The sequence below is a fragment of the Dokdonia sp. Asnod1-B02 genome, assembly GCF_045063955.1.
In the GTDB taxonomy this organism is placed as follows: Bacteria; Bacteroidota; Bacteroidia; order Flavobacteriales; family Flavobacteriaceae; genus Dokdonia.
This window is the reverse complement of record NZ_JBEFNW010000002.1, coordinates 2,677,027-2,701,411: the sequence shown is the minus strand read 5'-3', so window position 1 is coordinate 2,701,411 and position 24,385 is coordinate 2,677,027. Positions and strand designations below refer to the sequence as shown.

Annotated in this window: 18 protein-coding genes; 8 read left to right on the top strand and 10 right to left on the bottom strand. The window is 36.7% G+C overall.

Annotated features, from left to right (window positions below; all coding sequences use genetic code 11):
• Positions 1-15 precede the first annotated feature (15 nt).
• The 3 genes from ACJJVU_RS12145 to ACJJVU_RS12135 form a co-directional block, all read right to left on the bottom strand.
• Positions 16-1,023 carry a 3-oxoacyl-ACP synthase III family protein gene (locus ACJJVU_RS12145; protein ID WP_405225820.1) on the bottom strand — a complete coding sequence of 336 codons (1,008 nt, stop codon included), beginning with the start codon at positions 1,021-1,023 and terminating at the stop codon, positions 16-18.
• Between the two features lie 249 nt (positions 1,024-1,272).
• A complete protein-coding gene (locus tag ACJJVU_RS12140) occupies positions 1,273-2,598 on the bottom strand; it encodes an ABC1 kinase family protein (protein ID WP_405225817.1) in 1,326 nt (441 codons plus the stop codon).
• A 55-nt stretch (positions 2,599-2,653) separates the two neighbouring features.
• Positions 2,654-3,346: a TetR family transcriptional regulator C-terminal domain-containing protein gene (locus ACJJVU_RS12135; protein WP_379953042.1), complete on the bottom strand. Its 693-nt coding sequence runs from the start codon at positions 3,344-3,346 to the stop codon at positions 2,654-2,656.
• Between the two features lie 315 nt (positions 3,347-3,661).
• Between ACJJVU_RS12135 and dnaK the strand changes: the two genes are divergently transcribed.
• From dnaK to ACJJVU_RS12115, 4 genes are all read left to right on the top strand, one after another.
• Positions 3,662-5,566, top strand: a complete 1,905-nt coding sequence (gene dnaK / locus ACJJVU_RS12130) for a molecular chaperone DnaK (protein ID WP_405225814.1) — start codon at positions 3,662-3,664, stop codon at positions 5,564-5,566.
• Between the two features lie 419 nt (positions 5,567-5,985).
• Positions 5,986-9,789: a gliding motility-associated C-terminal domain-containing protein gene (locus ACJJVU_RS12125; RefSeq protein WP_405225811.1), complete on the top strand. Its 3,804-nt coding sequence runs from the start codon at positions 5,986-5,988 to the stop codon at positions 9,787-9,789.
• A gap of 15 nt (positions 9,790-9,804) precedes the next feature.
• On the top strand, positions 9,805-10,725 hold the full coding sequence (locus tag ACJJVU_RS12120) for a type IX secretion system membrane protein PorP/SprF (protein ID WP_405225808.1): 921 nt from the start codon (positions 9,805-9,807) through the stop codon (positions 10,723-10,725).
• A 1-nt stretch (position 10,726) separates the two neighbouring features.
• Complete coding sequence (locus ACJJVU_RS12115) at positions 10,727-12,751, top strand: OmpA family protein (protein ID WP_405225805.1); 2,025 nt, start codon at positions 10,727-10,729, stop codon at positions 12,749-12,751.
• Positions 12,752-12,847: 96 nt separating this feature from the next.
• Here ACJJVU_RS12115 and ACJJVU_RS12110 read toward each other — a convergent pair whose 3' ends face one another.
• The gene (locus ACJJVU_RS12110) at positions 12,848-13,507 is read right to left on the bottom strand and encodes an alpha/beta hydrolase (RefSeq protein WP_405225802.1); all 660 of its coding nucleotides are present in this window, start codon (positions 13,505-13,507) and stop codon (positions 12,848-12,850) included.
• Between the two features lie 102 nt (positions 13,508-13,609).
• Complete coding sequence (locus tag ACJJVU_RS12105; RefSeq protein ID WP_013749656.1) at positions 13,610-13,909, bottom strand: hypothetical protein; 300 nt, start codon at positions 13,907-13,909, stop codon at positions 13,610-13,612.
• A gap of 201 nt (positions 13,910-14,110) precedes the next feature.
• Here ACJJVU_RS12105 and ACJJVU_RS12100 point away from each other — a divergent pair, with 201 nt between their 5' ends.
• The 3 genes from ACJJVU_RS12100 (at position 14,111) to ACJJVU_RS12090 (ending at position 16,232) form a co-directional block, all read left to right on the top strand.
• Entirely contained in the window at positions 14,111-14,779 is a 669-nt protein-coding gene (locus tag ACJJVU_RS12100) for an alpha/beta fold hydrolase (protein ID WP_405225799.1), read from the top strand.
• An 8-nt stretch (positions 14,780-14,787) separates the two neighbouring features.
• Positions 14,788-15,750, top strand: coding sequence for a lytic transglycosylase domain-containing protein (locus tag ACJJVU_RS12095; protein ID WP_405227514.1), 963 nt, complete (start codon positions 14,788-14,790; stop codon positions 15,748-15,750).
• Between the two features lie 113 nt (positions 15,751-15,863).
• Complete coding sequence (locus ACJJVU_RS12090) at positions 15,864-16,232, top strand: sulfite exporter TauE/SafE family protein (RefSeq protein ID WP_298325638.1); 369 nt, start codon at positions 15,864-15,866, stop codon at positions 16,230-16,232.
• A gap of 3 nt (positions 16,233-16,235) precedes the next feature.
• Here ACJJVU_RS12090 and ACJJVU_RS12085 read toward each other — a convergent pair whose 3' ends face one another.
• From ACJJVU_RS12085 to ACJJVU_RS12065, 5 genes are all read right to left on the bottom strand, one after another.
• Positions 16,236-16,928, bottom strand: a complete 693-nt coding sequence (locus ACJJVU_RS12085) for a redoxin domain-containing protein (RefSeq protein WP_405225795.1) — start codon at positions 16,926-16,928, stop codon at positions 16,236-16,238.
• Positions 16,929-17,138: 210 nt separating this feature from the next.
• Positions 17,139-18,965, bottom strand: coding sequence for an OstA-like protein (locus ACJJVU_RS12080; RefSeq protein WP_298325634.1), 1,827 nt, complete (start codon positions 18,963-18,965; stop codon positions 17,139-17,141).
• A 180-nt stretch (positions 18,966-19,145) separates the two neighbouring features.
• Positions 19,146-20,420, bottom strand: coding sequence for an adenylosuccinate synthase (locus tag ACJJVU_RS12075; RefSeq protein WP_013749650.1), 1,275 nt, complete (start codon positions 20,418-20,420; stop codon positions 19,146-19,148).
• Between the two features lie 7 nt (positions 20,421-20,427).
• Positions 20,428-20,883 (bottom strand): Fur family transcriptional regulator, encoded by a 456-nt coding sequence (locus tag ACJJVU_RS12070; protein ID WP_035333992.1) that lies wholly within the window; start codon positions 20,881-20,883, stop codon positions 20,428-20,430.
• 29 nt (positions 20,884-20,912) lie between these two features.
• On the bottom strand, positions 20,913-23,123 hold the full coding sequence (locus ACJJVU_RS12065; protein ID WP_405225790.1) for a RelA/SpoT family protein: 2,211 nt from the start codon (positions 23,121-23,123) through the stop codon (positions 20,913-20,915).
• Positions 23,124-23,337: 214 nt separating this feature from the next.
• On the opposite strand from ACJJVU_RS12065, the gene ACJJVU_RS12060 reads away from it, so the two are divergent.
• The gene (locus ACJJVU_RS12060; RefSeq protein WP_405225787.1) at positions 23,338-24,288 is read left to right on the top strand and encodes a calcium/sodium antiporter; all 951 of its coding nucleotides are present in this window, start codon (positions 23,338-23,340) and stop codon (positions 24,286-24,288) included.
• The last annotated feature ends 97 nt before the right edge of the window (positions 24,289-24,385 follow it).

Below are 24,385 nucleotides of genomic sequence, written 5' to 3'. Positions count from 1 at the left end.
ACTAGTTACAAGTAATTACCATTTTATAATAGAGCTGGCCCAAGTGAATCCACTACCAAAAGCAGCAAGGACAACAGTGTCACCTTCTTTAATTTTTCCATTTTCCCAGGCTTCGGTAAGTGCAATTGGGATAGAAGCTGCGGTAGTGTTACCGTATTTCTGGATGTTGTTGTAAACTTTATCATCGCTTAACTTAAACTTTTTCTGCACAAATTGTGAGATGCGTAAGTTGGCTTGATGAGGGATAAGCATGTCAATATCTTCTACCTGTAAGTTGTTTTTTTGTAATCCCTCCATAATAACTTCAGAGAAGCGTACTACGGCGTTTTTAAATACAAATTGCCCGTTCATGTGTGGGTAATAAGGAATGTCTTCTTGCGGATTTATTGCGATAAGCTCAGGAACCCATTGCTCTGTGCTTGGCCCTTTAAGAGAAAGCTCAAGTGCATGCTCACCTTCACTATGTAAATGTGAAGAGAGAATACCTTTACTGTTGTCCTCTTCACGAGAAAGTACCGCTGCACCTGCACCGTCACCAAATATGACAGACACACTACGGCCTCGAGTAGTAAAGTCTAATCCTCCACTATGATTTTCTGAACCTATGACAAGTACATTTTTATACATGCCAGATTTTATAAACTGATCTGCTGTTGCAAGGGCATATATAAAACCAGAACACTGGTTACGCACATCTAGTGCAGGAACCGTCTCCATACCCATCAAGTGTTGTACTTGAACACCACATCCAGGGAAGTAATAGTCTGGACTAAGCGTTGCAAAAACAATCATGTCGATATCCTTGTTTGTCAAGCCTGCACGTTCTATTGCGATTTCGGCAGCTTTTACACCCATTTTGGCAGTAGAGTTGCCATCACCCTTTTTTATATGTCTTCTTTCTTTTATACCTGTACGTTCTTGTATCCATTCATCATTAGTATCCATCAGTTTTGATAGATCATCATTTGTTACGACGTTTTCGGGAACGTATTTACCAAGACCGGTAATTTTAGAATTATACATAGTGTGTGATGTGTGTTTGAAAGAGGGTTTTGTGAGTAGATACGCTTTCGCGAAAGCGTACTAATCATTTTCTCGGGTGTAAAGATACTTTTTTACACGGCGGAGATAAAGCGTAAATGTGTCAATTGCTATGCACGCATAGTTTAATGACATGAAGACATAAAAAAGAGCGCCCGACTAAAAGCGCTCTTTTAAAAAACAACCTAACCAATAAAGTACCGTAAAAGATTACGGCACACTTATTACCGTTTATGCTACAGAATCTGTAGCGATATAATTTTTAAAATTATTGACCTTAATTTGTGCCTTTAAGTCATGCATCAAATTATAAAGTCCAAAGAATGTTCTGTTTATATACAAGAAGTGCTTACTTCCTCTATTTCCATTCATTTTGCGTATTTCTGTATCCTTACTGTACTTCTCACTTAGCACTGCTATTTGATCAAAGAAGGTACTGTCTCTAAAATCAAAATCTTCTTGTTGCATGGGTTGTGTAAACAAACTTAACATCTCGTGAAAGAGTGCCGAAAAGAATGTTACAGTATCTGCATCATCATCTTTTCTCAGTATTTCTAGCTGATATAGTTTCTCTTCAAAAACAGCAGGATTATTAATATTTGCAGGCTCTGCTAGTTCGAAATAAGGAATATAAAAGTCCTCTGGAACATGTTTAATACATCCAAAGTCTATTGCGATAAGATTATTATCCTTATCTACCATGAAATTTCCAGGATGCGGATCTGCATGTATGCGTTTGAGCACGTGCATTTGATACATATAAAAATCCCATAAAGCCTGTCCTAACTTATTTGCAGCTTCTTGATTTGTGTTATGTGCTACAAACTCGCTTAAGTGCTCGCCATCCATCCAGTCCATAGTAAGGATGCGCTCGCTTGATAACTTTTCGTAATACTTAGGAAAAGTAAGATTAGGTATTGCTGCACAGTCTTCTGTCATGGCAATACTTTGAGCAAGCTCAAGGTTATAATCTGTTTCCTCGAGAAGCTTGTCTTCTATCTCTTTAAAGAACTTTTCTTTTCCTTCACCTTGAAGGTTAAACATTTTCTTTGCAATAGGTTTTACTAATGCCAGATCACTACTGATACTGTCTGCGACTCCTGGATATTGGATTTTCACAGCAAGTTTTTTCCCATTTAATGTCGCTTGGTGAACTTGGCCTATACTGGCCGCGTTCACACTTTGAGCCGCAAACGTATCAAATAGTTCTTCTGGATATTTACCTAAATATTTTTTAAATGTCTTACGCACTAAGGGTGCAGAAAGTGGGGGAACTGAAAATTGTGATAGAGAGAATTTTTCTACATACGCTTTAGGCATAATGTTTTTCTCCATACTAAGCATTTGTGCTACTTTAAGTGCACTACCTTTTAAACTCTTTAAGCCGTCATAAATATCCTCAGCATTATCTTCATTGAGTTGATCCTTTGTTAAGGAAGGATTAACCACTTTCTTGCCGTAATACTTGGCATAATTAGCGCCTACTTTTACGCCAGTGGTAACGAGCTTAGAAGCTCTCTGGAGTTTATTAGTAGGTATGTGGTCTATTGTTTTCATATATAGAATCCCATGAGGGATGTGTATTAAAATTTATTATTTAAGAACTTAGTCTTTATGATTTTGAGCCAAAGTTTTCTTTGAACAAGAACTTGCCAAAATCAATAATACTTTCTAAAGGTGTAGTCTCAAAAATGTCAAAAATTGCATTGACAGATTTTTCAATTGCTACATCTGTTTTCTCAAATCCTGGAGAGTTATCACTCATCCAATATTTTAATAAGAATAAGAATTGTACCCATGCTCCTTCGCTAAATAAACGAACAGGATTTTTTGTAATCTTATAGTTCTTATCGTCATTGCCAGCTTCAATAAGGTTTGATGCATATGAAGTCAGATGTCCTCTCAACTCCTTGAGCTGACTCATATTCTTAAGCATATTTTTATGCTTGTCTAGAGAAAATAACACATAACTTCTATTTGCTGTGAGCAATTCAAACATCGTAAAGAAGTAAGAAAGCATCTTTTCCTTATTTGGATAGCTGTCATAATCACTGTCCATATGTAGCACAGCTACAGTATTGGTGTGAAAAGCATTCCAAATACCAGCTTTAAGGTTATCAAAAGATCCAAAGAATTGATAGAATTCTGATTCTTCAATTTTTAGGTCTTTGCAAAATTTATATATAGTTTTTGGCTCCTCTCCATGTTCTAATACATAATCCATGTATGCAGAGATAATCATGGTAGAAGTAACTGCTTTCTTTTTGGCAGTTGTTTTTTTAGTCGGTGTCTTTGTAGTCGCCATAATACTTGTTGTTTGATGTAAAGATACATTATGTTTATCGTTGTTGCGATTTGATTAAACAAAAGTTAAGTTAAAATTATTTCAAATTATATGAAACTCTATGACTGCAACAGAGATGCATATTTGACGCTATAGATATATAGGAGAGTGTTAGAAGTACGCTTTCGCGAAAGCGTAACAACATTATACGCGCATCTGTCTTATAATAGCTAGCTGCATATGCCTAGCTGTGACACCTTGTCATACTTTCTCTAGTGGCATACTCCTTGTCTATTTGTGTTTGTTGAAAATTAATAACACTTAAATACATATATAATGAGTAAAATAATAGGAATTGACTTGGGTACTACCAACTCGTGCGTTGCTGTAATGGAAGGTAACGAACCAACGGTAATCCCTAATGCAGAAGGTAAGAGAACTACACCATCTGTAATCGCTTTTGTAGAAGGCGGTGAGATTAAGGTGGGAGACCCTGCAAAAAGACAAGCTGTAACAAACCCTACAAAGACGGTTGCTTCTATCAAGCGTTTTATGGGAAACAAGTACAGCGATAGTACTAAAGAAGCAGATCGTAGTGCTTACAATGTTGTAAAAGGTGATAATGACACTCCACGTGTTGATATTGATGGACGTTTATACACGCCACAAGAGCTTAGTGCAATGGTTCTTCAAAAAATGAAGAAAACTGCCGAAGATTATTTAGGACAAGATGTAACTCGTGCGGTAATTACTGTACCTGCTTATTTTAATGATAGTCAGCGTCAAGCTACTAAAGAAGCTGGAGAAATCGCGGGTCTTAAAGTAGAGCGTATCATTAACGAGCCTACTGCAGCAGCACTAGCTTACGGACTTGATAAGAAAGATACAGATCAAAAAATCGTTGTATTTGACTTTGGAGGAGGAACGCATGATGTTTCTATCCTTGAGTTAGGTGACGGAGTTTTTGAAGTATTATCAACAGATGGTGATACACACTTAGGTGGAGATGACGTAGATCAAAAAATTATCGATTGGCTTGCAGATGAGTTTAAAGCTGAGGAAGACATGGACCTTCGTAAAGATCCTATGGCACTACAGAGACTTAAGGAAGCAGCTGAGAAAGCAAAAATTGAGCTTTCATCATCTACATCTACAGAGGTAAACTTACCTTATGTTACTGCAACAGCATCTGGACCTAAGCACTTAGTACGTACATTAAGTCGTGCAAAGTTTGAGGCACTTATTGATGATTTAGTAAAAAGAACTATCGAGCCATGTCAAACAGCACTTAAGGCTGCTGGATTAAGTACAGGCGATATAGATGAAATTATATTAGTAGGAGGATCTACTCGTATTCCTGCAGTACAGGCAGCGGTAGAAAAATTCTTTGGTAAAGCACCATCAAAAGGAGTAAATCCTGATGAGGTTGTAGCTGTAGGAGCTGCTATCCAAGGAGGTGTACTTACTGGAGATGTAAAAGATGTTTTACTTCTTGATGTAACTCCACTTTCATTAGGTATTGAAACAATGGGTAATGTATTTACAAAGCTTATTGAGTCTAACACTACAATCCCTACTAAAAAGTCACAAGTATTCTCTACAGCGGCAGATAACCAACCAAGTGTTGATATCCACGTACTACAAGGAGAAAGACCAATGGCTGCAGATAATAATACAATAGGACGCTTCCAACTTACGGATATTCCACCAGCACAGCGTGGAGTACCTCAAATTGAAGTTGTTTTTGATATTGATGCAAACGGAATCATTAAAGTTTCTGCAATAGATAAGGCTACTGGAAAATCTCAAGATATTCGTATCGAGGCATCTTCTGGACTTTCTGAAGAAGAAATTGCAAAGATGAAAGCAGAAGCAGAAGCAAATGCAGAGTCTGATGCAAAAGCAAAAGAAACTGCAGACAAAATCAACGAAGCAGATGGTATGATTTTCCAAACGGAAAAGCAACTAACTGAATTTGGTGATAAATTATCTGATGATAAGAAGAAGCCTATCGAGGATGCACTTGCAGAATTGAAAGCAGCTTATGAAACTAAATCTGTAGATGCTATTACTCCAGCACTTGATAAAATCAACGAAGCTTGGAAAGTAGCCTCTGAAGAAATGTACAAAGCACAAGCAGATGGAGCTGGACAACCAGGACCTGATGCACAAGCTGGAGGAGATGCAGGAGCAGATACCGCTAGTGATGTGGAAGACGTAGATTTTGAGGAAGTGAAGTAATCATTTTCGCGAAAGCGGAATTATTTGAGACGTATGATTTAATATCCCATACATCTTCAAATCAATAATAGAAAAGTCTCACAACGTATGTTGTGAGACTTTTTTTATGTCTTTTTTTCTAATTGTATTTATACAATAGCTTGGAGTTTATCTAATTCTTATGTCCTTACAATTAAATTTGAAGTGATATTTTAGGTGTTTCCCATATGGTAATGTCCATATTTACAGCGAATTACTGTCAAATTATTCTGTTTTTATGAAATGAGACGAAGATGTGTTATTTTGTAATTAACTGATAATCAGTAATACCGAAGTATTATAACGAGAGTAATGTGTATTTCGTCGATATTAATTAACATAAAATTAGGTTTGTATAAGCGGTCTGATTTATCTTCGTTGCACCTTAATCCAACTTAACTATGGGGAAATTATACCTTTTTCTTACTTTATTGTTATGCTCTACGGTAACGGCTTTTAGTCAGTGTGCCCAGGTAGAGACATTTACTGTGTGCGACATGACTGTTGTAGATGGTAACGGTGATTCAATTCCAGATGGAATCATAAATCTCTATGAAGAGTTTTCTGCAATTACCGGAACAACAATCACTCCTGCAGATGGGATGTGGTTTGATCCTAACTTTAATTTTGCACTTGATGTTGTAACAGGAGACTTGTTTTTATGGGATCTTGATAACTCATCTGAGAATATAACAGACTACCAGTTTGAGTTCCTCAATGGAGCTACAGGTTGTCCAGATGATGTGCAATTTTTATTCAATGTGGTATTAGGACCGTACTCTGGAACCGCAGCAAGTACTACTGCAGGTGGTATAAACCTTCAAGTGTGTCAAGGAGCTCCGCCTTTTGAGTGTGACAGTACTACAAATATTGATTTATTTCAAACTTTATTATCTAACCCTAGTCCGCATGGAAATGGAGAGTGGTTTTATGTAGGTTCAAGTCCTAATTACGTTGGAATCTCAGGAAATAGATTTCTTAACGTAAATATACCGTATCAAGCTGGTCCACCACTTGTAGACGAAGAGACTTTTGAGTTAGAATATCGTGTACCTGGAATTACTCCTTGTTCAGCAGAAGAAATTACTTCTGTTTTGGTATCTGTTACTAAAGAGCCATTTGCAGGATTTGCAAATTCATTTGTGATATGTGAGACAGAGTTGTTAGCAGGTAACTTTGATATGGATATTAATTTACGTGATGATGAATATCTAGTAAATGAAAATATTGAAGGTATTTGGTTAACGGATCCTACAGGGCAAATATCTGGACCTGGTGATTCTATAATCAATCTTAGAGAAATTTATGACGACCTTGTAGCTACTACTCCAGAATTTGGATGTATGACATATGACTTCACCTATTTTGTAGAAAGTAGATCATCAATTTGTTCTGATCAACAAAGTACAATCAGATTTACATTTTATGAATATATACGACCTTTTGAACAAAATGATATTCCAGAATTATGTGTAGGAGATGAAACTCTGACTACGTTAAATTTATACGATTATATAGACTTTGCGCAAGAAGGAGCTACATTATTTGATTACCCAAACAATAGTTGTACAAATTGGAGGTTGGTCTCTGGGCCTTCTAACCTAGGACTTGTATCTAATTTAGATGAAATATGTTCGCTTGTAGGAGATGTTGATTATACGAGTGCCGGTACAATTGATGTATCAACACTTACAGACAATACTTCTGCAGGAACCTATGTGTTTGAATTCATTGTAAATGAAAGTTACCATTGTGGTCCAGGTATCACGCAAACATATATAGGTCCAGATGGCTGCGAAGTAGTCGTGTCTGGAGATCAGCCGTGTGAATCTCAATCTACACTAGTTACCTTAATAGTTAACCCAGCAAACTACGCAGGAGAAGACACTGCAGATCTTGAGATTTGTGAAACAGAGAGTCCACTAGTACTTACGGACTTATTAGAAGTAAATATTGATGAAGCTCCTATTTATGTAGGTCCAAACGGAGTATGGACTAATACTGCAAATGGAGACGTAGTTGATAATAACTTTGAAATACCTACTATTACAGACTCTCAATTATTCAACTTTGAATATAATACGGTAACAGAAAACGGATGTGAAGACAGTGCTACACTAAGCTTTACTGTATATGAGCAATACGATCCAGGAGAAAGTGGACCGCTCGCAGTTTGTAGTGATGCAGCTGAGGTTGATCTTTTTACTCTCTTAGGGGGAACTCCAGATACTAACGGTACTTGGTCTGGCCCTGATGGTTTTACAACCACAGATAACGTTGCTCTATTTACACCTGGAACAAGTGTTGAGGGTGCATATATTTATACCGTACCAGCAAATGGAACGTGTCTAGAAGCATCTGCAACGGTAGATGTGACTTTAGGAGATGCAATATATGCAGGGGAAGATACTACGGGTGTTGAGTTATGTAATACAACGACAACTGTAGATTTAATTACACTTCTAGAAGATAACGGCACAGACACTATAGATACTAATGGTGATTGGACTGATAGCTCTGGAGCAGTTATAGTAAATCCATTTACAATACCATCAATTACAGATTCTCAAACTTTTGAGTTTATTTACACTACTGGAGGTGGTGGTTGTGAAGATACAGCGACTTTATCTTTTACAGTTTTTGAGCAAGGTGATGCTGGTATAGATGCAGCTTATGAAACTTGTGAAGATGGAACCACTATAAATCTCTTTACATTATTAGGAGGTACACCAGATATAAATGGAACTTGGTCTGGCCCTAATGGATATACCACTACGGATAATGAAGCTAACTTTGACCCATCTGTAAATGCAGAAGGCGCTTATGTTTACACTATAGCCGCAAATGGTGCTTGTGAAGCGGTAACTGCTACAGTGATGGTTTCATTCTTTGCAACAAATTATGCCGGAGAAGATACTACGGGAGTGGAGCTTTGTGATGATAGTTTTACAAATCCTCTTGATCTAATTTCACTATTAGAAACTAACGGGACAGATGTAGTTTACGTTGGAACACAAGGAGTTTGGACAGATACTGTCACTGGCGATGTAGTTAGTAATCCATTTACAGTTCCTGCTGTAGATGGGCAGCAAGTATTTAACTATACGTATACAACAACTACAGATGATGGTTGTGGAGATGCAGCAACATTATCATTTACTGTTTTTGAAAGTAGTAATGCTGGAACTGGAGGTACTTTTCAGGCTTGTGAGGATGGCGCTATTGTAGATTTATTTACAATTTTAGGAGGAAGTCCTGATAGTAACGGTAGTTGGTCTGGTCCAGAAGGATATGCTACAGCAGATAATGATGGTTCTATTGATCCTATGACTGCAGTGAGCGGTGACTACGTGTATACCATTGCAGCAAACGGAGCATGTGATGAGGTGAGTGCAACATTATCAGTAACTATTGTGCCTGTCTCAAATGCAGGAAATGATATAGATACTTTTGTTTGTGCAGGAGATTATACGACTTCTCTATTTGGATTATTATCTAACGATGCTCAACTTACAGGAGAGTTTATAAATATCGATACATCAGAAACTGTAGTAGATGGATTAATTGATGTGGGAGCCTTAGGTGAAGGCACTTTCTCATATCTATACATAGTTTTTACAGATGCATGTGGTCAAGATGATGCAACTATTACATTTACTATAACACCGGTTATGGCACCTACAGTAGTATTAAATGAGCCTTTTATCTGTATTAATGACGGAGTTACCTTAGGGAATCTTGTTGTTAGTGTAGAAGACTTTGTTTGGTACGCTTCCGCGGAAGGTGGAGATCCATTACCATTATCTACTTTATTAGTAGATGCGACGACTTACTATGTGAGTGCGGTAGATGACAACGGATGTGAATCACCTAGAGTACCATATCTAGCAGATGTTTTACCACTAAGCGATGGAAGATGTCAGATTCAAATCTCTGATGGAGTGTCAGACAATGATGATGGTCAGAATGACTTCTTAGAATTAGGAACTTTACCAAATATCTTCCCGAATTTTGATATTCAAATTTTCAATAGATACGGAACTATCGTTTACAGAGGAAATAGAAATACGCCACTTTTTGATGGAAGTTCTAATACAGGATCTGGATTAGGTGATCAACTACCTACAGGTGTATATTTTTACATCTTCTATCCTAATGATTCAAACTCAGAACCGATAGACGGATCATTTTACTTAAGTAGATAAAAAAACAACCTCAAGATGAAATTTAAAATATTCATACTAGCGGCATTTTGTAGTTTATCTACGTTTGCTCAACAAGAACCACAGTACACGCAGTATATGTACAATCAAGGTGTGGTAAATCCAGCCTATATGATTAATGAACCAGGACTTATAAGAGTAGGTAGTTTGTACCGCTCTCAATGGGTAGGTCTAGATGGTGCGCCAAAAACTGCAAATGTTTTTGCAAATATTCCTCTTAACGAGCGAGTAGAAATAGGCGTAAACTATGTAAATGATCAAATAGGAGACGTACTCACTACAAATAATTTTAATGTAAATTTTGCTTACAGAATTAATGTAGCAGAAAGTACAAACCTATCTTTTGGACTAAAGTTAGGGGTAGATAATCAGAGTCTTGATTTTACAGATCAAAATGTAGGAGGAGATTTAGCTTTTCAAAATGGGGAAACTACCTCACTAGATGTTGGAGTTGGTGCTTTCTTATTTAAAGATAATTACTACGTTGGATTGAGTTCGCCAAGCGTGATACCGTACAAAATTGAAAATAATTTTGGCAATGGTGATTCCTCTATTCTATATAAGAAAGATCCTACTGCATATTTAATGGCAGGTTATGTGTATGATGTGAGTGATGTGCTTAAAATAAAGCCTTCTGCTGTAGCAAAGTGGATAAGCGGAGCTCCATTAACCTACGACCTTTCTCTAAACGCCTTGTATGACGAGAAATTTGAACTCGGGGTTTCATACAGACATCAAGATGCTATCGCGGCACTAGCAGGATTTAATATTACAAATGATTTAAAAATAGGATACAGTTATGACTTTAATGTGAGCGATCTTAATCGTTTTAATAATGGAAGTCACGAGGTAGTACTCTTATACACATTTGATTTGCTAGGCTTACAAAAACGTTACATCTCACCAAGATTTTACTAAGATGAAAAATATATACACATTACTTATTTTACTCTGTGTAAGTGCAAGTGCATTTGGGCAAGTACAAAAGGGAGATCGTTTTTTTAATAAAGGAGACTACGCCGGTGCTGCAAAGTATTATGAAGTGGCTTTAAGAAAAAATAACTCTAAAGAAATATTAGGAAAGGTTATTGACGCTTATTACCTAGATCAAGATTATAGAAATGCATCTATATATCTTAATCAACTAGTGGGACAGCGATTTAATGATGCAGATAGAACGTACGATAATGAGTTTAACTTTAAAATGTTTCATGTTCTTAATGCTACTGTAAGTTCAGATAAGGTGGTGGATTACCTTGATCTTTATTATAAAAATAGAGGTGAAGACTTTGATAAAGTAGCGGCCCTTGATCTTATAAAGGAATTAAGGAAGAGAAACCCAAAATTTGACGCAACCAAGAGTAATATAAGCTCAGAAGCAGACGATTTTGGACCTGTAAGAGTAGGAGATAGTGTTTTCTTTACATCAGATAGATTAAATGACGATGTACTTAGAACCTTATTTGCAAAGCGTTTTAAGACAACGCAAAGACCATTCTTAGATATTTATGGAGTAAGAGTAAATGATAAGAATGAACTCGCTGGCGAAGCAGTTAGGCTTGAGCAAGGTGTAAACTCACCATTGCATGATGGTAACTTATGTTTTAATACGGCTGGAGATGAGATGTACTTATCTCGTAGTGCTTATGAAAACGGTGACAGCGGGAAGATCTTTGATGAGGAAGGGACTAATAGAGTTCATCTTTATAAAAGTGTTCGCATAGATGGAATATGGAGAGAAGCAGAGCGTCTGTCATTTGTAAATGAAAATTACTCTTACATGCATCCTACACTTACTAGAGATGGAAAACGCTTGTACTTTGCCTCAGATATGGAAGGAGGTCTTGGCGGTTTTGATATCTATTACGTAACCGTACAGCTAGATGGGACGTATAGTATTCCAGTAAATTTAGGGCCTACAATTAATACTATTCATAGGGAGCAGTTCCCGTTTGTTTCAAACACAGGAGATTTATATTTTGCTACAGATGGACGTTTAGGTTTAGGTCTACTTGATATTTTTGTAGCACCACTTACCGTAAAAGGTTTTACTGAGCCTATTAATCTAGGGGCACCTATAAATTCTAGATACGACGATTTTAGTTTAAGCTACTATTCTGATAATAACGGATTGTATGCCACTAATCGTAACGGAACAGATGATGATATTTATAGTTTTGTGCAAACTGGAGAAATCATAACTCGCGAGTTTAAAACTCAGTTTGAGGTACGTGACGCAGATACAGATGAGCTTATCTCAGATGCAGCAATACAGATCCTAGGATATCAAGGTAAAGAAGTTTATGCAGACCGTAAAGAAGATGCCGCACCTTTCCAAGTGCCACTTACTGTAGATGATTATACGTTTATAGCTTCTGGAGATAATCATGAAGAAGGACGTATGGATATTCAAATACGAGGCATACAGACAGCGCCTTATGTAATCAAAGTAAAGAGAATATTTACAGATAGCGAGCTCGCCCTTATGAAAGAAAAGAATCTTTCTAAAGACCTTAAAGAGAAAGATCCAAGTCGTTTTGAGTTGCTTACAGATGTGAATGCACCACAAGTAGTAGAGAAGGAAGGCAAACTATATATGGATGTCGCTCCTATTTATTTTGATTTTGATTTATATGTAGTACGTGAAGACTCAAGAGCTGTACTTGATAGACTGGCAGCTAAGCTTGTCAAATACGAGCGTATTAAAATAAAAGTAAGTTCTCACACAGATAGTCGTGGTCCAGCAGCATATAATATGCCGCTATCAGAAAAAAGAGCAAAAAGTACTTTTGACTATCTAGTTAGTAAAGGAATTGATGCTTCTAGAATACAATACCAAGGATATGGCGATACACAGCCTGTGATTAACTGTCCTGTAGGTAAATGTACAGAAGATGATCATCAGCTTAACAGGCGTAGTGAATTTGAAATCACTGGTTATTAATAAGCATTTCATTAAATAACAAAATCGGCAATTCAATAGAGTTGCCGATTTTTTTTTGTTTTACGCTTTCGCGAAAGCGTAACCTACACCATTAATTTACTCTTCCAGTGCAGTTAATATCTTTGGGAAGAATGCTGTGTGAACCTCATGAATGCCAGAAAACACAACGACTTCTAGACGATTGCCAAAAAGAGCAGAACCGTTGAGATGCTGTTCTGTAACACGAGCTTCTGTGATATATTCGTCTTTATCTCCATAAATATATGTGACTGGAGTTGTGGTAGAAAGATGCTCAAAATCCGTCGGATTTAACTCGGCTGGTATGGCGCCAGAATGTAGTAAAAGATAGGAACAATCTATTTTTCTAGAAGCAATCCATCTGGTGACGATAGATACACCTTGAGAATACCCCATCATGATCACGTTTACAGCACTTTTGTCGATAGTTGCTAGTTCCGTATACCATAGCTCATCAAGGTAATTAAAAACATTGTCCTTCTCTGTTTCTGTGTTTTCTTTAGTAAGCCAGCTAGCACCTACATATTTAAAACGTTTGTCTTGGTAATATTTACTAGGTGCCTGTGGGGCTATGATGTAATTCTCTTCTGGTGGAAGCTCCTTGAAGTAATTGATAAAATACCTTGACAAGTAGCCCATGCCGTGAAAAACGAACCAAATATTCTTAGTTTTTTCTGATAGCTCGTTAAGGGTGGAGTACGTATTAGTATGTGTGTAGGGTATATTTTTTTCTATCATGAATAGTGAAAAATTTTATAGGATATATGTTTCAAGGTAATCTCGCAATATTGCATAAAAAAAAACCACTCATGGAGTGGTTTTTAAATAGAATAGGATCACCTATATGTTAATTCCTACAGGTAGTAATTTTTTGTATTTACGTCTGTTAGAACGCATGAATTTTGCAATTTCAGGACTCGTAGGTACGAGGCTTATTTCTCTCTCTGCAACTTCATTAAATACTGCTATAATAAATTCATTCATGTGCTCCTCTGTGCCTTCTGGCATGAAGATTTTTGTCAGGAAGATTTTACGCTCTTGTAACGAGTATTCCATTTTTGCCATTTTCCCTGCAAATGTTGCTTCAAACTGTCTTTGGAACTCATTATCTGTCAATTCAACTGCTGTCGTCGCTTCCATAAATTTTGAAAAATATTTAAAGTATTTGTAAAATTATTAACGGGGTTATTAGAAATCTCTCCTTAATTTTGACCCCTAAGAGGCAAGAAATAATAAGATAATCAAATCTTAATAATTTCTTTTTGAGAAAGTCTTGCAAATGTATAAAAAATTCCCGAAATAGAGCGCTTCTCTTATGTTAAACCCTTACTTATAAGTTAGATGACGCACGTGTATTTAATGCCAGGTATGGCGGCCAATCCTTCTATTTTTGAGAATATAAAGTTACCCGAGGATTCTTATCAAATTCATTTGCTAGAATGGTTCATTCCAGAGGTAGATGAGTCGCTACAAGACTATGCCTTGAGAATGACAACTCATATTAAGCATGACAATGTCGTATTGCTAGGCGTTAGTTTTGGCGGGATACTCGTACAAGAAATGGCAAAGCATATTAAGGTGGCAAAGCTTATCATTGCGAGTAGTGTTAAGACTAAGCATGAGTTACCACGTAGAATGAAGCTTTCGCGAAAGCTAAAGTTATACAACATATTGCCTACGAGATTAGTAGAAGATATAGATACACTTGCAAAATATGCCTTTGGCGAGACTATAAAAAATAGAGTGGCACTATATAAAAAGTACCTATCTATGAATGATAGAAGGTACTTGAGTTGGGCAGTAAAAGAAATGGTCTGTTGGGATCAAGAAACTGCGCCGTCAGGAATTATTCACATACACGGAAGTGCAGATAAGGTCTTCCCATTGAAGTATATAGATAACTGTATTAATATAGAAGGAGGGACTCACATTATGGTGATAACTCGAGCAAAATGGTTTAATAAAAACTTAATCGAACTGATTGAAAATGATTACATTGATTTAAAATAGAAAAGATGATGATAATGATAAAGAAAGTTGTTGCAGGTATTGCAGTAGTAGCTATTGCAGGCCTAGTTATAAACTCTGCACAAGCACCACAAGAAGAAGTGGCAGAAGAAAAAGGAGAGGTGCAGAATGAAAAAATGACATCAAAGAGGTTACTTAATGACTATAACGTGTATGCCATCCCAATGCCAGATGGATTAAACTTTGCAGGTGAGGCAGTTCCTGTTGAAAATCCGGATATACTGGAACGTATGGATCGTGAGCTCCTTGTGAACACGTACTGGCAGTCTAATGCGTTACTTATTTTTAAAAGAGCAAATAAGTATTTTCCAACGATAGAAAAGATTCTAGCAGAAGAAGGTGTGCCAGATGATCTTAAATATCTGGCAGTAATAGAAAGCGGACTGACACAAGCAGTTTCTCCTGCTAGAGCAACTGGTTTCTGGCAAATTCTAAAAGAAACTGGAAGGGAATACGGTCTAGAAGTAAACGATAATGTAGATGAGAGATATCATGTAGAAAAATCTACACGTGCTGCTTGTAAATATTTAAAGCAGTCTAAGGAGAAATTTGGAAGCTGGACAGCTGCAGCAGCTGCTTATAATGCCGGTAACTATGGAGTTTCTCGTCGTTTTAAAGAGCAAAATGTACAAGACTATTATGATTTGCTTTTAGGAGAGGAAACTGGTCGTTACGTATTTAGAATTATTGCTCTTAAGGAGATTTTAAGCAATCCAAAGAAGTATGGTTTCAACTTTAGAGCAGAAGATTTATATGCAGAGGTACCTACATATAAGGTTGAAGTAGACACAGCAGTGACAGATTTTGTAAAATTTGCAGAGCGTTTTGACATTAACTATAAGCTTCTTAAACTTCACAACCCTTGGTTACGTGAGACTAAACTCAATAATAGTTCAGGAAAGAAATATTATATAGAGATACCAGAAAAAGGTGCTTACACACTAGGTAGATAATACTCATAAATAATCAATTAATAAATAGGCATCTCATTTTATAAAATGAGATGCCTATTTTTATTTATAACACTCTCTAATATGGTATTTTTATTGAAACAAAATTTAATAAAATGAATGCATCAGTTATTATAGCGCTTATAGCCATAGGTCTTATTGCCGGAGTGTTGAGTGGTGTTATGGGAGTAGGTGGAGGTGTTATTATGATACCTCTTATGATTATGTTACTGCACTTTAATCAGCATGAAGCTCAAGGTACGAGTCTTGCTGTGCTTGCAGTTCCGGTAACATTCCTTGCTGCTTATAATTACTATAACGAAGGCTATGTAAACTGGAAATATGCTGCGGTTATCGCTGTGTTTTTTGTGGTAGGCGGGTTTCTAGGATCAAAACTAGCTGTAAATCTTGATCAAAAAACGCTTAAAAGAATCTTTGGAGCGGTGCTTCTCGTTCTTTCTATAAAAATGCTGTGGGGTAAATAACTGCTAATTGATAACTATAGGGTCATCACTGAGCAATTGCTGGTTATACAGTAGCTCTGTAAGCATCCCTTTATATAGTTCAAAATTATTGGTATTAGATAATGCCTCATCTTGAGACAGCTTGTTAGACAAACGTCTTTTAATATCTATAATTTCCTTATCTGAAGTAATGGTATAAGCAAGAGGAAGCCCTAAAGAATGCTTAAGGTTCTTTATAACCAAAGAGTAATTATTCTCAGAATCATCAACATAAAGTATGTCAATATTGCGATCATAGTCTTTGCTTAATTTTTTTACTTGCTTAACATCTCCCCAAAATAGGAGTACAATCGCTACATCATCACCATATTGATTTGCCAGCTCGTTAAGAGCAGCTTGCTCTCCTTTGCTGCTTATTCTCCAGCTAGAATAGGTGAGTAACATTACAGGTTTATTATAATCTGCTAAAGATTTACTTTTCTTTGAAGTGGTTTTAACCTTAAAATTATTCATCAAAGATCCTACAAGTTTGTCCTCTACAAGATTATCAAAAAGCACTTTGACTTTGTCTTGTTCAAGATTTCTAATGGCTTCTTCGGCTTGTAATAAATAAGAAGGAAGGTGAGCGTCTAGCGCTTCAGAAAAGAACATCTGAGAGTTCTGTGCTGTTAGGTTAGAAATTGCTGTAAATACGAGTAAAAATAATAATTTTCTCATAGTCTAATGATTTGGGACTATAAAGATAGGAGGGAAGAAAGGTGTAGAAAAATATTTTCGTTAACTGACTTATAAATTGGGTTAAAACGCAATAATCTGTACTATATTGATTCTTTTAGATGCGTAAAAACTTGATATTTAGTACTTTTTGTAAGAATGTCATATTCTTGTTAGTTTCCCTTAGGAGAATTTCACTTCAAATATTGCCTGTTAATTCCCGTCTTTTTTAACGGATTTTAATAGTCTTGGTGTGTTCATCAAGGTTGGATTTTGAGTGCGTTGTGTAGAGGTGTTTTGGTTACGCTCTAATAAAGCTTCTTTCTCAAGTTTGCTCTTTTCATCTAGATTTTCTTGTCCATATTTTGGCTTATTTTCTTCTCGATTTTCTAGAGTTCCTTCTTTTATATCTGAGCTTTCAGATAGCGGTTTGATTGTTGGGTCATCAGTAGTTGAAAAGAAACCAGCATCAATTTCGGGTAGGGGTATTCCTTGAATTTTAGTAAGCTCAAACGGAGCTTCTCCTTTAAAAATATCCTCCTTGCTCAACAACTCTTCATCACCTCTCCAGTTAAAGCCCTCAAAAGTTTGTGGTTCATTCTTAAATTGTGATTCGGGAAAAATGGTTCCTCCCGGGCTTTTAAGTTTATTAATCTCGTCTATCGTATTTTCAAAAAAAGTAATTTCTATACGAGCAGAGGTTCCTCTATCTATGCCTGTAAGGTCACCGTTTTCTTCACGCATATACATTATTGTCTCTGCGTTGTTTATAATATCTACCTGCTTAAGCTGATTTTCATCATCAAAAAAGCCATATAGTTTTTGTCCTTTGACTTGGTTAAATCCAGAAATCGTGTCTTTCTGAGCGATAAACGCATTATCAAAAACCTTTAGAGAATCTATTTTTTCTGTTTCTAGATTATTGAGAAGGTGAATGCTATCTCCTGTAATTTGGCTTTTCTCACTCCATAATATAGGCTTTCCTATCATTTGAGTAAGTCCTGTGCGCTGGTTACTATGCAGGGAGTCGCTTTTACCACTCATATTACTCTTATAAAGTTTTACGTTCTTAAAAGCTCTTATAATTCGGTTCTCCGGCTTTCCAGTAAGTAAAAGTCTGTCGCCATGTACGTACACAGAGTCATTATCTTCTACTGTGATAGCAACTGCTCGTTGTGTGATTAAAACAGAATCCTTTGCTCTGTACACTTCTGCATAATGTCCTTTTACAAGGCTTCTGTTTAAGGTGTCAAGAACTTTGATATTGTTAGTCGCGCTTGCAAAGTTTCTATTTCTGTCAAAATAGAGGCTATCTCCATATACTTGCCTATTGTCGTAATCTATTCTCGAGTTCTTTACAAAATAACCATAATCATTTGCAGTATCATAAAACCCGCGCTCACAATATACCTTAGATGTTGAACTCGTGATTGTAGTAGGTCCATACAAATAAGCATGTTCTGGGACGCTATAAAAGTCTAGTTGCTCACTGTTAATTACGTACTCAGTATTTGTAACCACAACATCATTAATGAAAGAGATTTTATCCTGCTCTATATAGTAGCGACCTACGCGGCTAGTTATTTTGCTATTAGGTGATGTGACAACTCCTCCTGTGCGATAGTACGCTTGCTGGCTTATGCGATTAAAGTACATGGTGTCTGTGGTTACTGTTGTAGTATCTTTCTTTAAGAAGACATCACCTGCTGCATAAGCAAACTTAGTATCACCATTATATTCTATATATCTACCACGCATCGAGATAGAGTCACCTTGCTTTAGGCGTACGTTTCTGTATGCTTTTACAAAGTTCTCATCTTTATAATAAAAAGCAAGATCGCACCACATTTCGGCACCTTCGTGTTGTATGTATACTTGCTTATTTGATTTCTGAAAAATAATTGCGCCAGGAAATTCTTCTTCATTGATGCGTTCAATGTCAGATTCTATGAGGATTTCTTTAGGTTGGTTTTGTTGCGCTTTCGCGAAAGCAGAACATAAAAACATCCCAGTAAGTAAAATGTAAAAGTAATTTTTCATCAGTGTCAAAAATAATCAAATTGCCTGCCGAAATCGATAACAGTTTATCAAAAAGGAGGTGATACCGCCTTGTATCTACATTAGGGTATTCTTTTAACGTAGTTTATTTGAGATAAGTGTACATAAAAAGCCTCCAGATATGAATCTGAAGGCTTTTTTATAATTTGAATTTTTGTAAGCTTATCTAAGTATCGTTTGTGTACGATCTGGTCCTACAGAAACTATTTTAATAGGTGTCTCAAGTTCTTTCTCAAGATAATCTATGTAATCATTAAGAGCCTTAGGAAGTTGGTCTGCAGTAGTCATGCCTGTTAGATCTTCAGACCATCCAGCCATTTCTTTATAGACTACTTCAACATTTTCTGGTTCGATATTGTAAGGAAGGTGCTCGATAGTCTCTCCTTTATATTTATATGCAGTACATACTTTCAAGGTTTTAAATCCAGAAAGTACATCACCTTTCATCATCATAAGTTGAGTAACTCCGTTTACACGCACGGCATATTTAAGAGCTACAAGATCTAACCATCCACAACGACGTGCACGGCCAGTAGTAGCGCCAAATTCATTACCTACGCGTCCCATAGTCTCACCATCTTCGTCAAAAAGCTCTGTAGGGAATGGTCCAGAACCTACACGAGTGGTGTAAGCCTTAAAGATTCCAAATACTTCGCCTATTTGATTAGGAGCAACACCAAGACCTGTACAAGCTCCTGCTGCTGTCGTGTTTGAAGAAGTCACATAAGGATAAGTACCAAAGTCAATATCAAGTAGTGACCCTTGAGCACCCTCTGCAAGTATAGACTTGCCAGATTTTTGTGCTTGGTATAAATACTCTTCTGAGTCTATAAACTTGAGCGTCTTAAGTGTTTTTATAGCAGCAAAGAATTCCGTTTCTAGTTCGTCTAGATCGTAATCAATTTTTGCATCATAAAAATCAATCATTGAGATATGCTTGTCTCTTAACGTAGCATAACGCTCTTTCCAGTCTGCAAGTTCTAGGTCTCCTACACGTATACCGTTACGACCAGTTTTATCCATATAAGTAGGACCTATTCCCTTAAGAGTAGAACCTATTTTTGCCTTTCCTTTTGAAGCTTCAGAAGCTGCATCTAGTAAGCGGTGTGTAGGAAGTATAAGGTGTGCTTTACGAGAGATCACCATTTTTGCTTTATAATCTAGTCCTTCAAACTTATCAAGATTTTGAAGTTCTTTCTTAAAAATCACAGGATCTATCACAACGCCATTACCTATGACATTCATAGCATTGTCATGAAAAATTCCAGAAGGAATCGTATGTAATACGTGCTTTATACCGTCAAATTCAAGAGTGTGACCTGCATTAGGTCCTCCTTGAAAACGTGCAATAATATCGTAGTCCTTCGTAAGAACGTCTACAATTTTTCCTTTTCCTTCGTCGCCCCATTGGAGGCCCAGTAGTAAATCTACAGCCATTGTTATGTTAATTAGTCGTGTTTTTCTTTCCGTAAAAATAAAGTGAATGCTTGTCTATAGTGATATCAAAAACCTCTTCTATGGTTTTTTTAATAGACTGTATACGAGGATCGCAAAATTCTATTACTTCTCCTGTATCTGTAAGTATAACGTGATCGTGTTGCTTATCAAAGTATGACTTTTCATACTGCGCTTGATTATTGCCAAACTGATGTTTGCGTACGAGCCCGCATTCTAGTAAAAGTTCTATGGTGTTGTATAATGTCGCACGGCTCACCCTATAGTTCTTGTTTTTCATACTAATGTAGAGCGTCTCGATATCAAAGTGCTCTTCATTGCTGTATATCTCTTGCAAGATTGCAAAACGTTCAGGTGTTTTGCGGTGACCTTTTTCTTCTAGATAGGCTGTAAAAACGCCTTTTACAACGTCTTGATCCTTATTAATAGTAGCTTTTAGTGGCATCGTTTTTAGTAAAGGACGAATTTACGGATTTATACTCGAGTCACTTGGTCGATACCGTCTATTTTTTTAAGATTTTCTATCAAGGTTTTCAACAATTCATTGTTTCTCACTAGTACCGTTATTTTTCCTTTAAAAACACCTCCTTGGGTGGTGAAATTTATACCCTTTATTTCTACGTGCTGGTGCTTTGAAATCTCTGCCGTTACTGTATTTACAAGTCCTAAGTTATCAATACCTGTAAGTATAATGTCTGTTTGATAACCAGTGTCTGATGAGTCTACCCACTTCGCCTTAATAATTCTATAGGCATAATTACTTCTCATCGAGATTGCATTAGGGCAATTATTTTTATGCACCTTAATGCCGTCGTTTATAGTGGTAAACCCAAAAACTGGATCGCCAGGTATAGGGCTACAACACTTTGCAAATGAATAATCGAGTTTTTGATCTTCTGGGCCAAAAACTAATGAGTCATAATTATTGGTGATCTCATCTTTATGAACATCTGGCGGACTATTAGGCTTGCGTATTTTACTTTTTATAAATGACATTAAAGCATTACTGCGTTGTGCGGCAAACTCTTTTATCATTTTGTTGTCTATGGTTCCGTTACCTATGCGATAAAATAAATCAAGACTAGTGTTTAACTTGAAGTACGAGACTAGTTCGTTTATAGTTTTCTCGTTAAGAGGTATTTTTTGAGATTTAAGTTTACGATTCAAGATAGCCTTTCCATCATCTGCAAGTTCTTTCTTTTCATCTTTGAGAGATGATTTTATCTTTGCTCGCGCTCTTGCTGTTGTGGCATAGTCAAGCCAGTTATTTGTAGGATGCGCAGATTCTGATGTGATGATTTCTACCTGATCACCACTTTTAAGTTCATGACTTAGCGGCACAAGTCTACCATTTACTCTTGACCCGCGAGTGTGAAGCCCTATTTCTGTATGCACACTAAAGGCAAAATCTAGCGGAGTTGCCCCTTTAGGAAGAGACTTGAGTTCTCCTTGAGGGGTAAATACAAAGATTTCCTTATTGTATAGATTGAGTTTGAAATTCTCAACAAAATCCACAGCGTTTTGATCAGGATTTTCTAGCGCTTCTTGCAGTTTATTAATCCAGTCGTCTAGTGTAGAATCTCCGTCGTTACCTTGTTTATACTTGAAGTGCGCTGCATATCCCTTTTCAGCTATTTCGTTCATTCGTTCAGAACGAATCTGTACTTCTACCCATCGTCCTTTAAGCCCCATTACGGTAATGTGAAGTGCCTCGTATCCCGTGGTTTTAGGAGAGGAAATCCAGTCTCTAAGTCGAGTAGGGTTAGGTCTAAAGTGGTCTGTAACGATAGAATATATTTTCCAGGCTAAGAATTTTTCATTAGCCTTATCACTCTTATAGATGATACGTATCGCAAACTTGTCATACACCTCTTCAAAAGTGACTCCTTGCGCAAGAATCTTACGCCTTATACTGTATATCGATTTTGGGCGTCCTTTGATTTGATAATTTAGTCCTTCTTCGTCTAGAGAGTCTTCTATAACTTTTTTAAATTCCTTAATGTAGTCGTCTTGTTGTGCTTTGCTCTCTGTGATTTTACCAGAAAGATCTTTGTAAACTTCTGGTTCGGTATATTTTAAACTTAAATCTTCAAGTTCTGTCTTTATATTATATAACCCCATTCTATGAGCCAGAGGTGCATATATATAAAGAGTCTCACTTGCGATTTTTGATTGCTTATCTGGACGCATGGAATCCATGGTCTGCATATTATGGAGGCGGTCTGCTATTTTTATTATGATTACCCGTGGATCATCATTAATAGTAAGCAGCATTTTTCTAAAATTCTCTGCTTGTAAAGACACATCCCTATCCTTTTTTAAGCTGGATATTTTAGTAAGGCCATCTACAATACGAGCGACAGTCTCTCCAAACATTTGCTCAAGATCAGATAAAGTGTAATCTGTATCCTCTACCACATCATGAAGCAATGCACTAGCAATTGATGTAGCGTCAAGGCCTATCTCGCTAGCAACAATCTGTGCCACGGCAACTGGATGAAAGATGTATGCTTCACCAGATTTTCGACGTTGTGATTTGTGAGCATCTACAGCTACGTCAAATGCTTTACGAATCATTTTTTTATCATCCTCTGATAAGGTTTGATAGCTTATGCGCAGCAGTTTTTTGTACTGTCTTGTCAGCTCCTTATTCTCTGCCTCTATAAATTCTGTCGTTAATTCCATATGATATCTTAAATGTACCATTTTCTCATAAATGAACAATATATAATAACAACATCTTGTGAGGATTTATGTAACGATGTCTTTTTAAGATATATGGAGTTTATTTTTTTATAACGCTTTCGCGAAAGCGTACTAACATTACCACTATCGCCTCTTGTTTATTCTCAGTACACATGATTGTTAATTCTTATCTTCGCCTTTAAAATTAGAATTTATGAGTATTTTTTATATCCTAGCGGGCTTAGTATTACTAGTAGTAGGAGGTGAGTTCTTAGTAAGGGCATCTGTAGGATTGTCATTTAAACTTAATCTTTCTAAGATGGTGATAGGTCTCACAGTTGTATCATTTGCAACCTCTGCACCGGAATTGTTGGTGAGTGTTCAAGCAGCATTAGACGGTAGTTCTGATATTGCGCTAGGTAATGTAATTGGGTCTAATATTGCAAACATAGGTCTCGTTTTAGGTATCACTGCAGTGATTTCGGCACTTGCGATAGATCGTGATTTTTACCGTTTTAACTGGCCAGTTATGATGTTCTTTTCTGTAGCCTTGTTTTTCTTACTCTCAAATGATGGAAAACTCACCGCTACCGAAGGTGGAGGACTACTTGCAGCACTTGGTGTTTATTTATATTTCTTATTGCGTAGAGCTAGAAAAAGTGCAGCCCTAGAAGAAAGTGATGGCGTAGACGAGGGTTTAGGGCAAGCATCTTATTTTAAAATAATCCTCTGGCTTCTTATAGGTGGTGCGGCATTATATTTTGGTTCTGAGTGGCTTGTCTCTGGAGCAAAAGAGCTTGCAACGGCTGTTGGTATAAGCGAGTATGCTATTTCTGTTACCGTTATCGCAATAGGTACTAGTGTTCCAGAACTTGCGGCATCTGTAATTGCGGCATTAAAGAAAGAAAAAGCTATTTCTTTAGGAAACTTGATAGGGTCTAATATTTTTAATATTGCCTCAGTACTTGGGATAACATCGCTTATTAAGGATATTAACGTTGTAGATGATGCTATTTTAGGCACTAATATTTACTGGATGATAGGTTTTGCAGCCATCTTATTGCCACTTGCATTTATACCTGCAAAACTACAGATAGGGAGAATTAAAGGTTTAGTGCTTGTAGGAGCTTACATATTGTTTATAGCGCTTGCATTTGCAGCATAGTTAATGCCTTTTTTAGAATATGATTAGGTTCTCAATATTCTAGTCGTCTATCTGGATGTTTATATATGATTTTAAGTACGCTTTCGCGAAAGCGTAA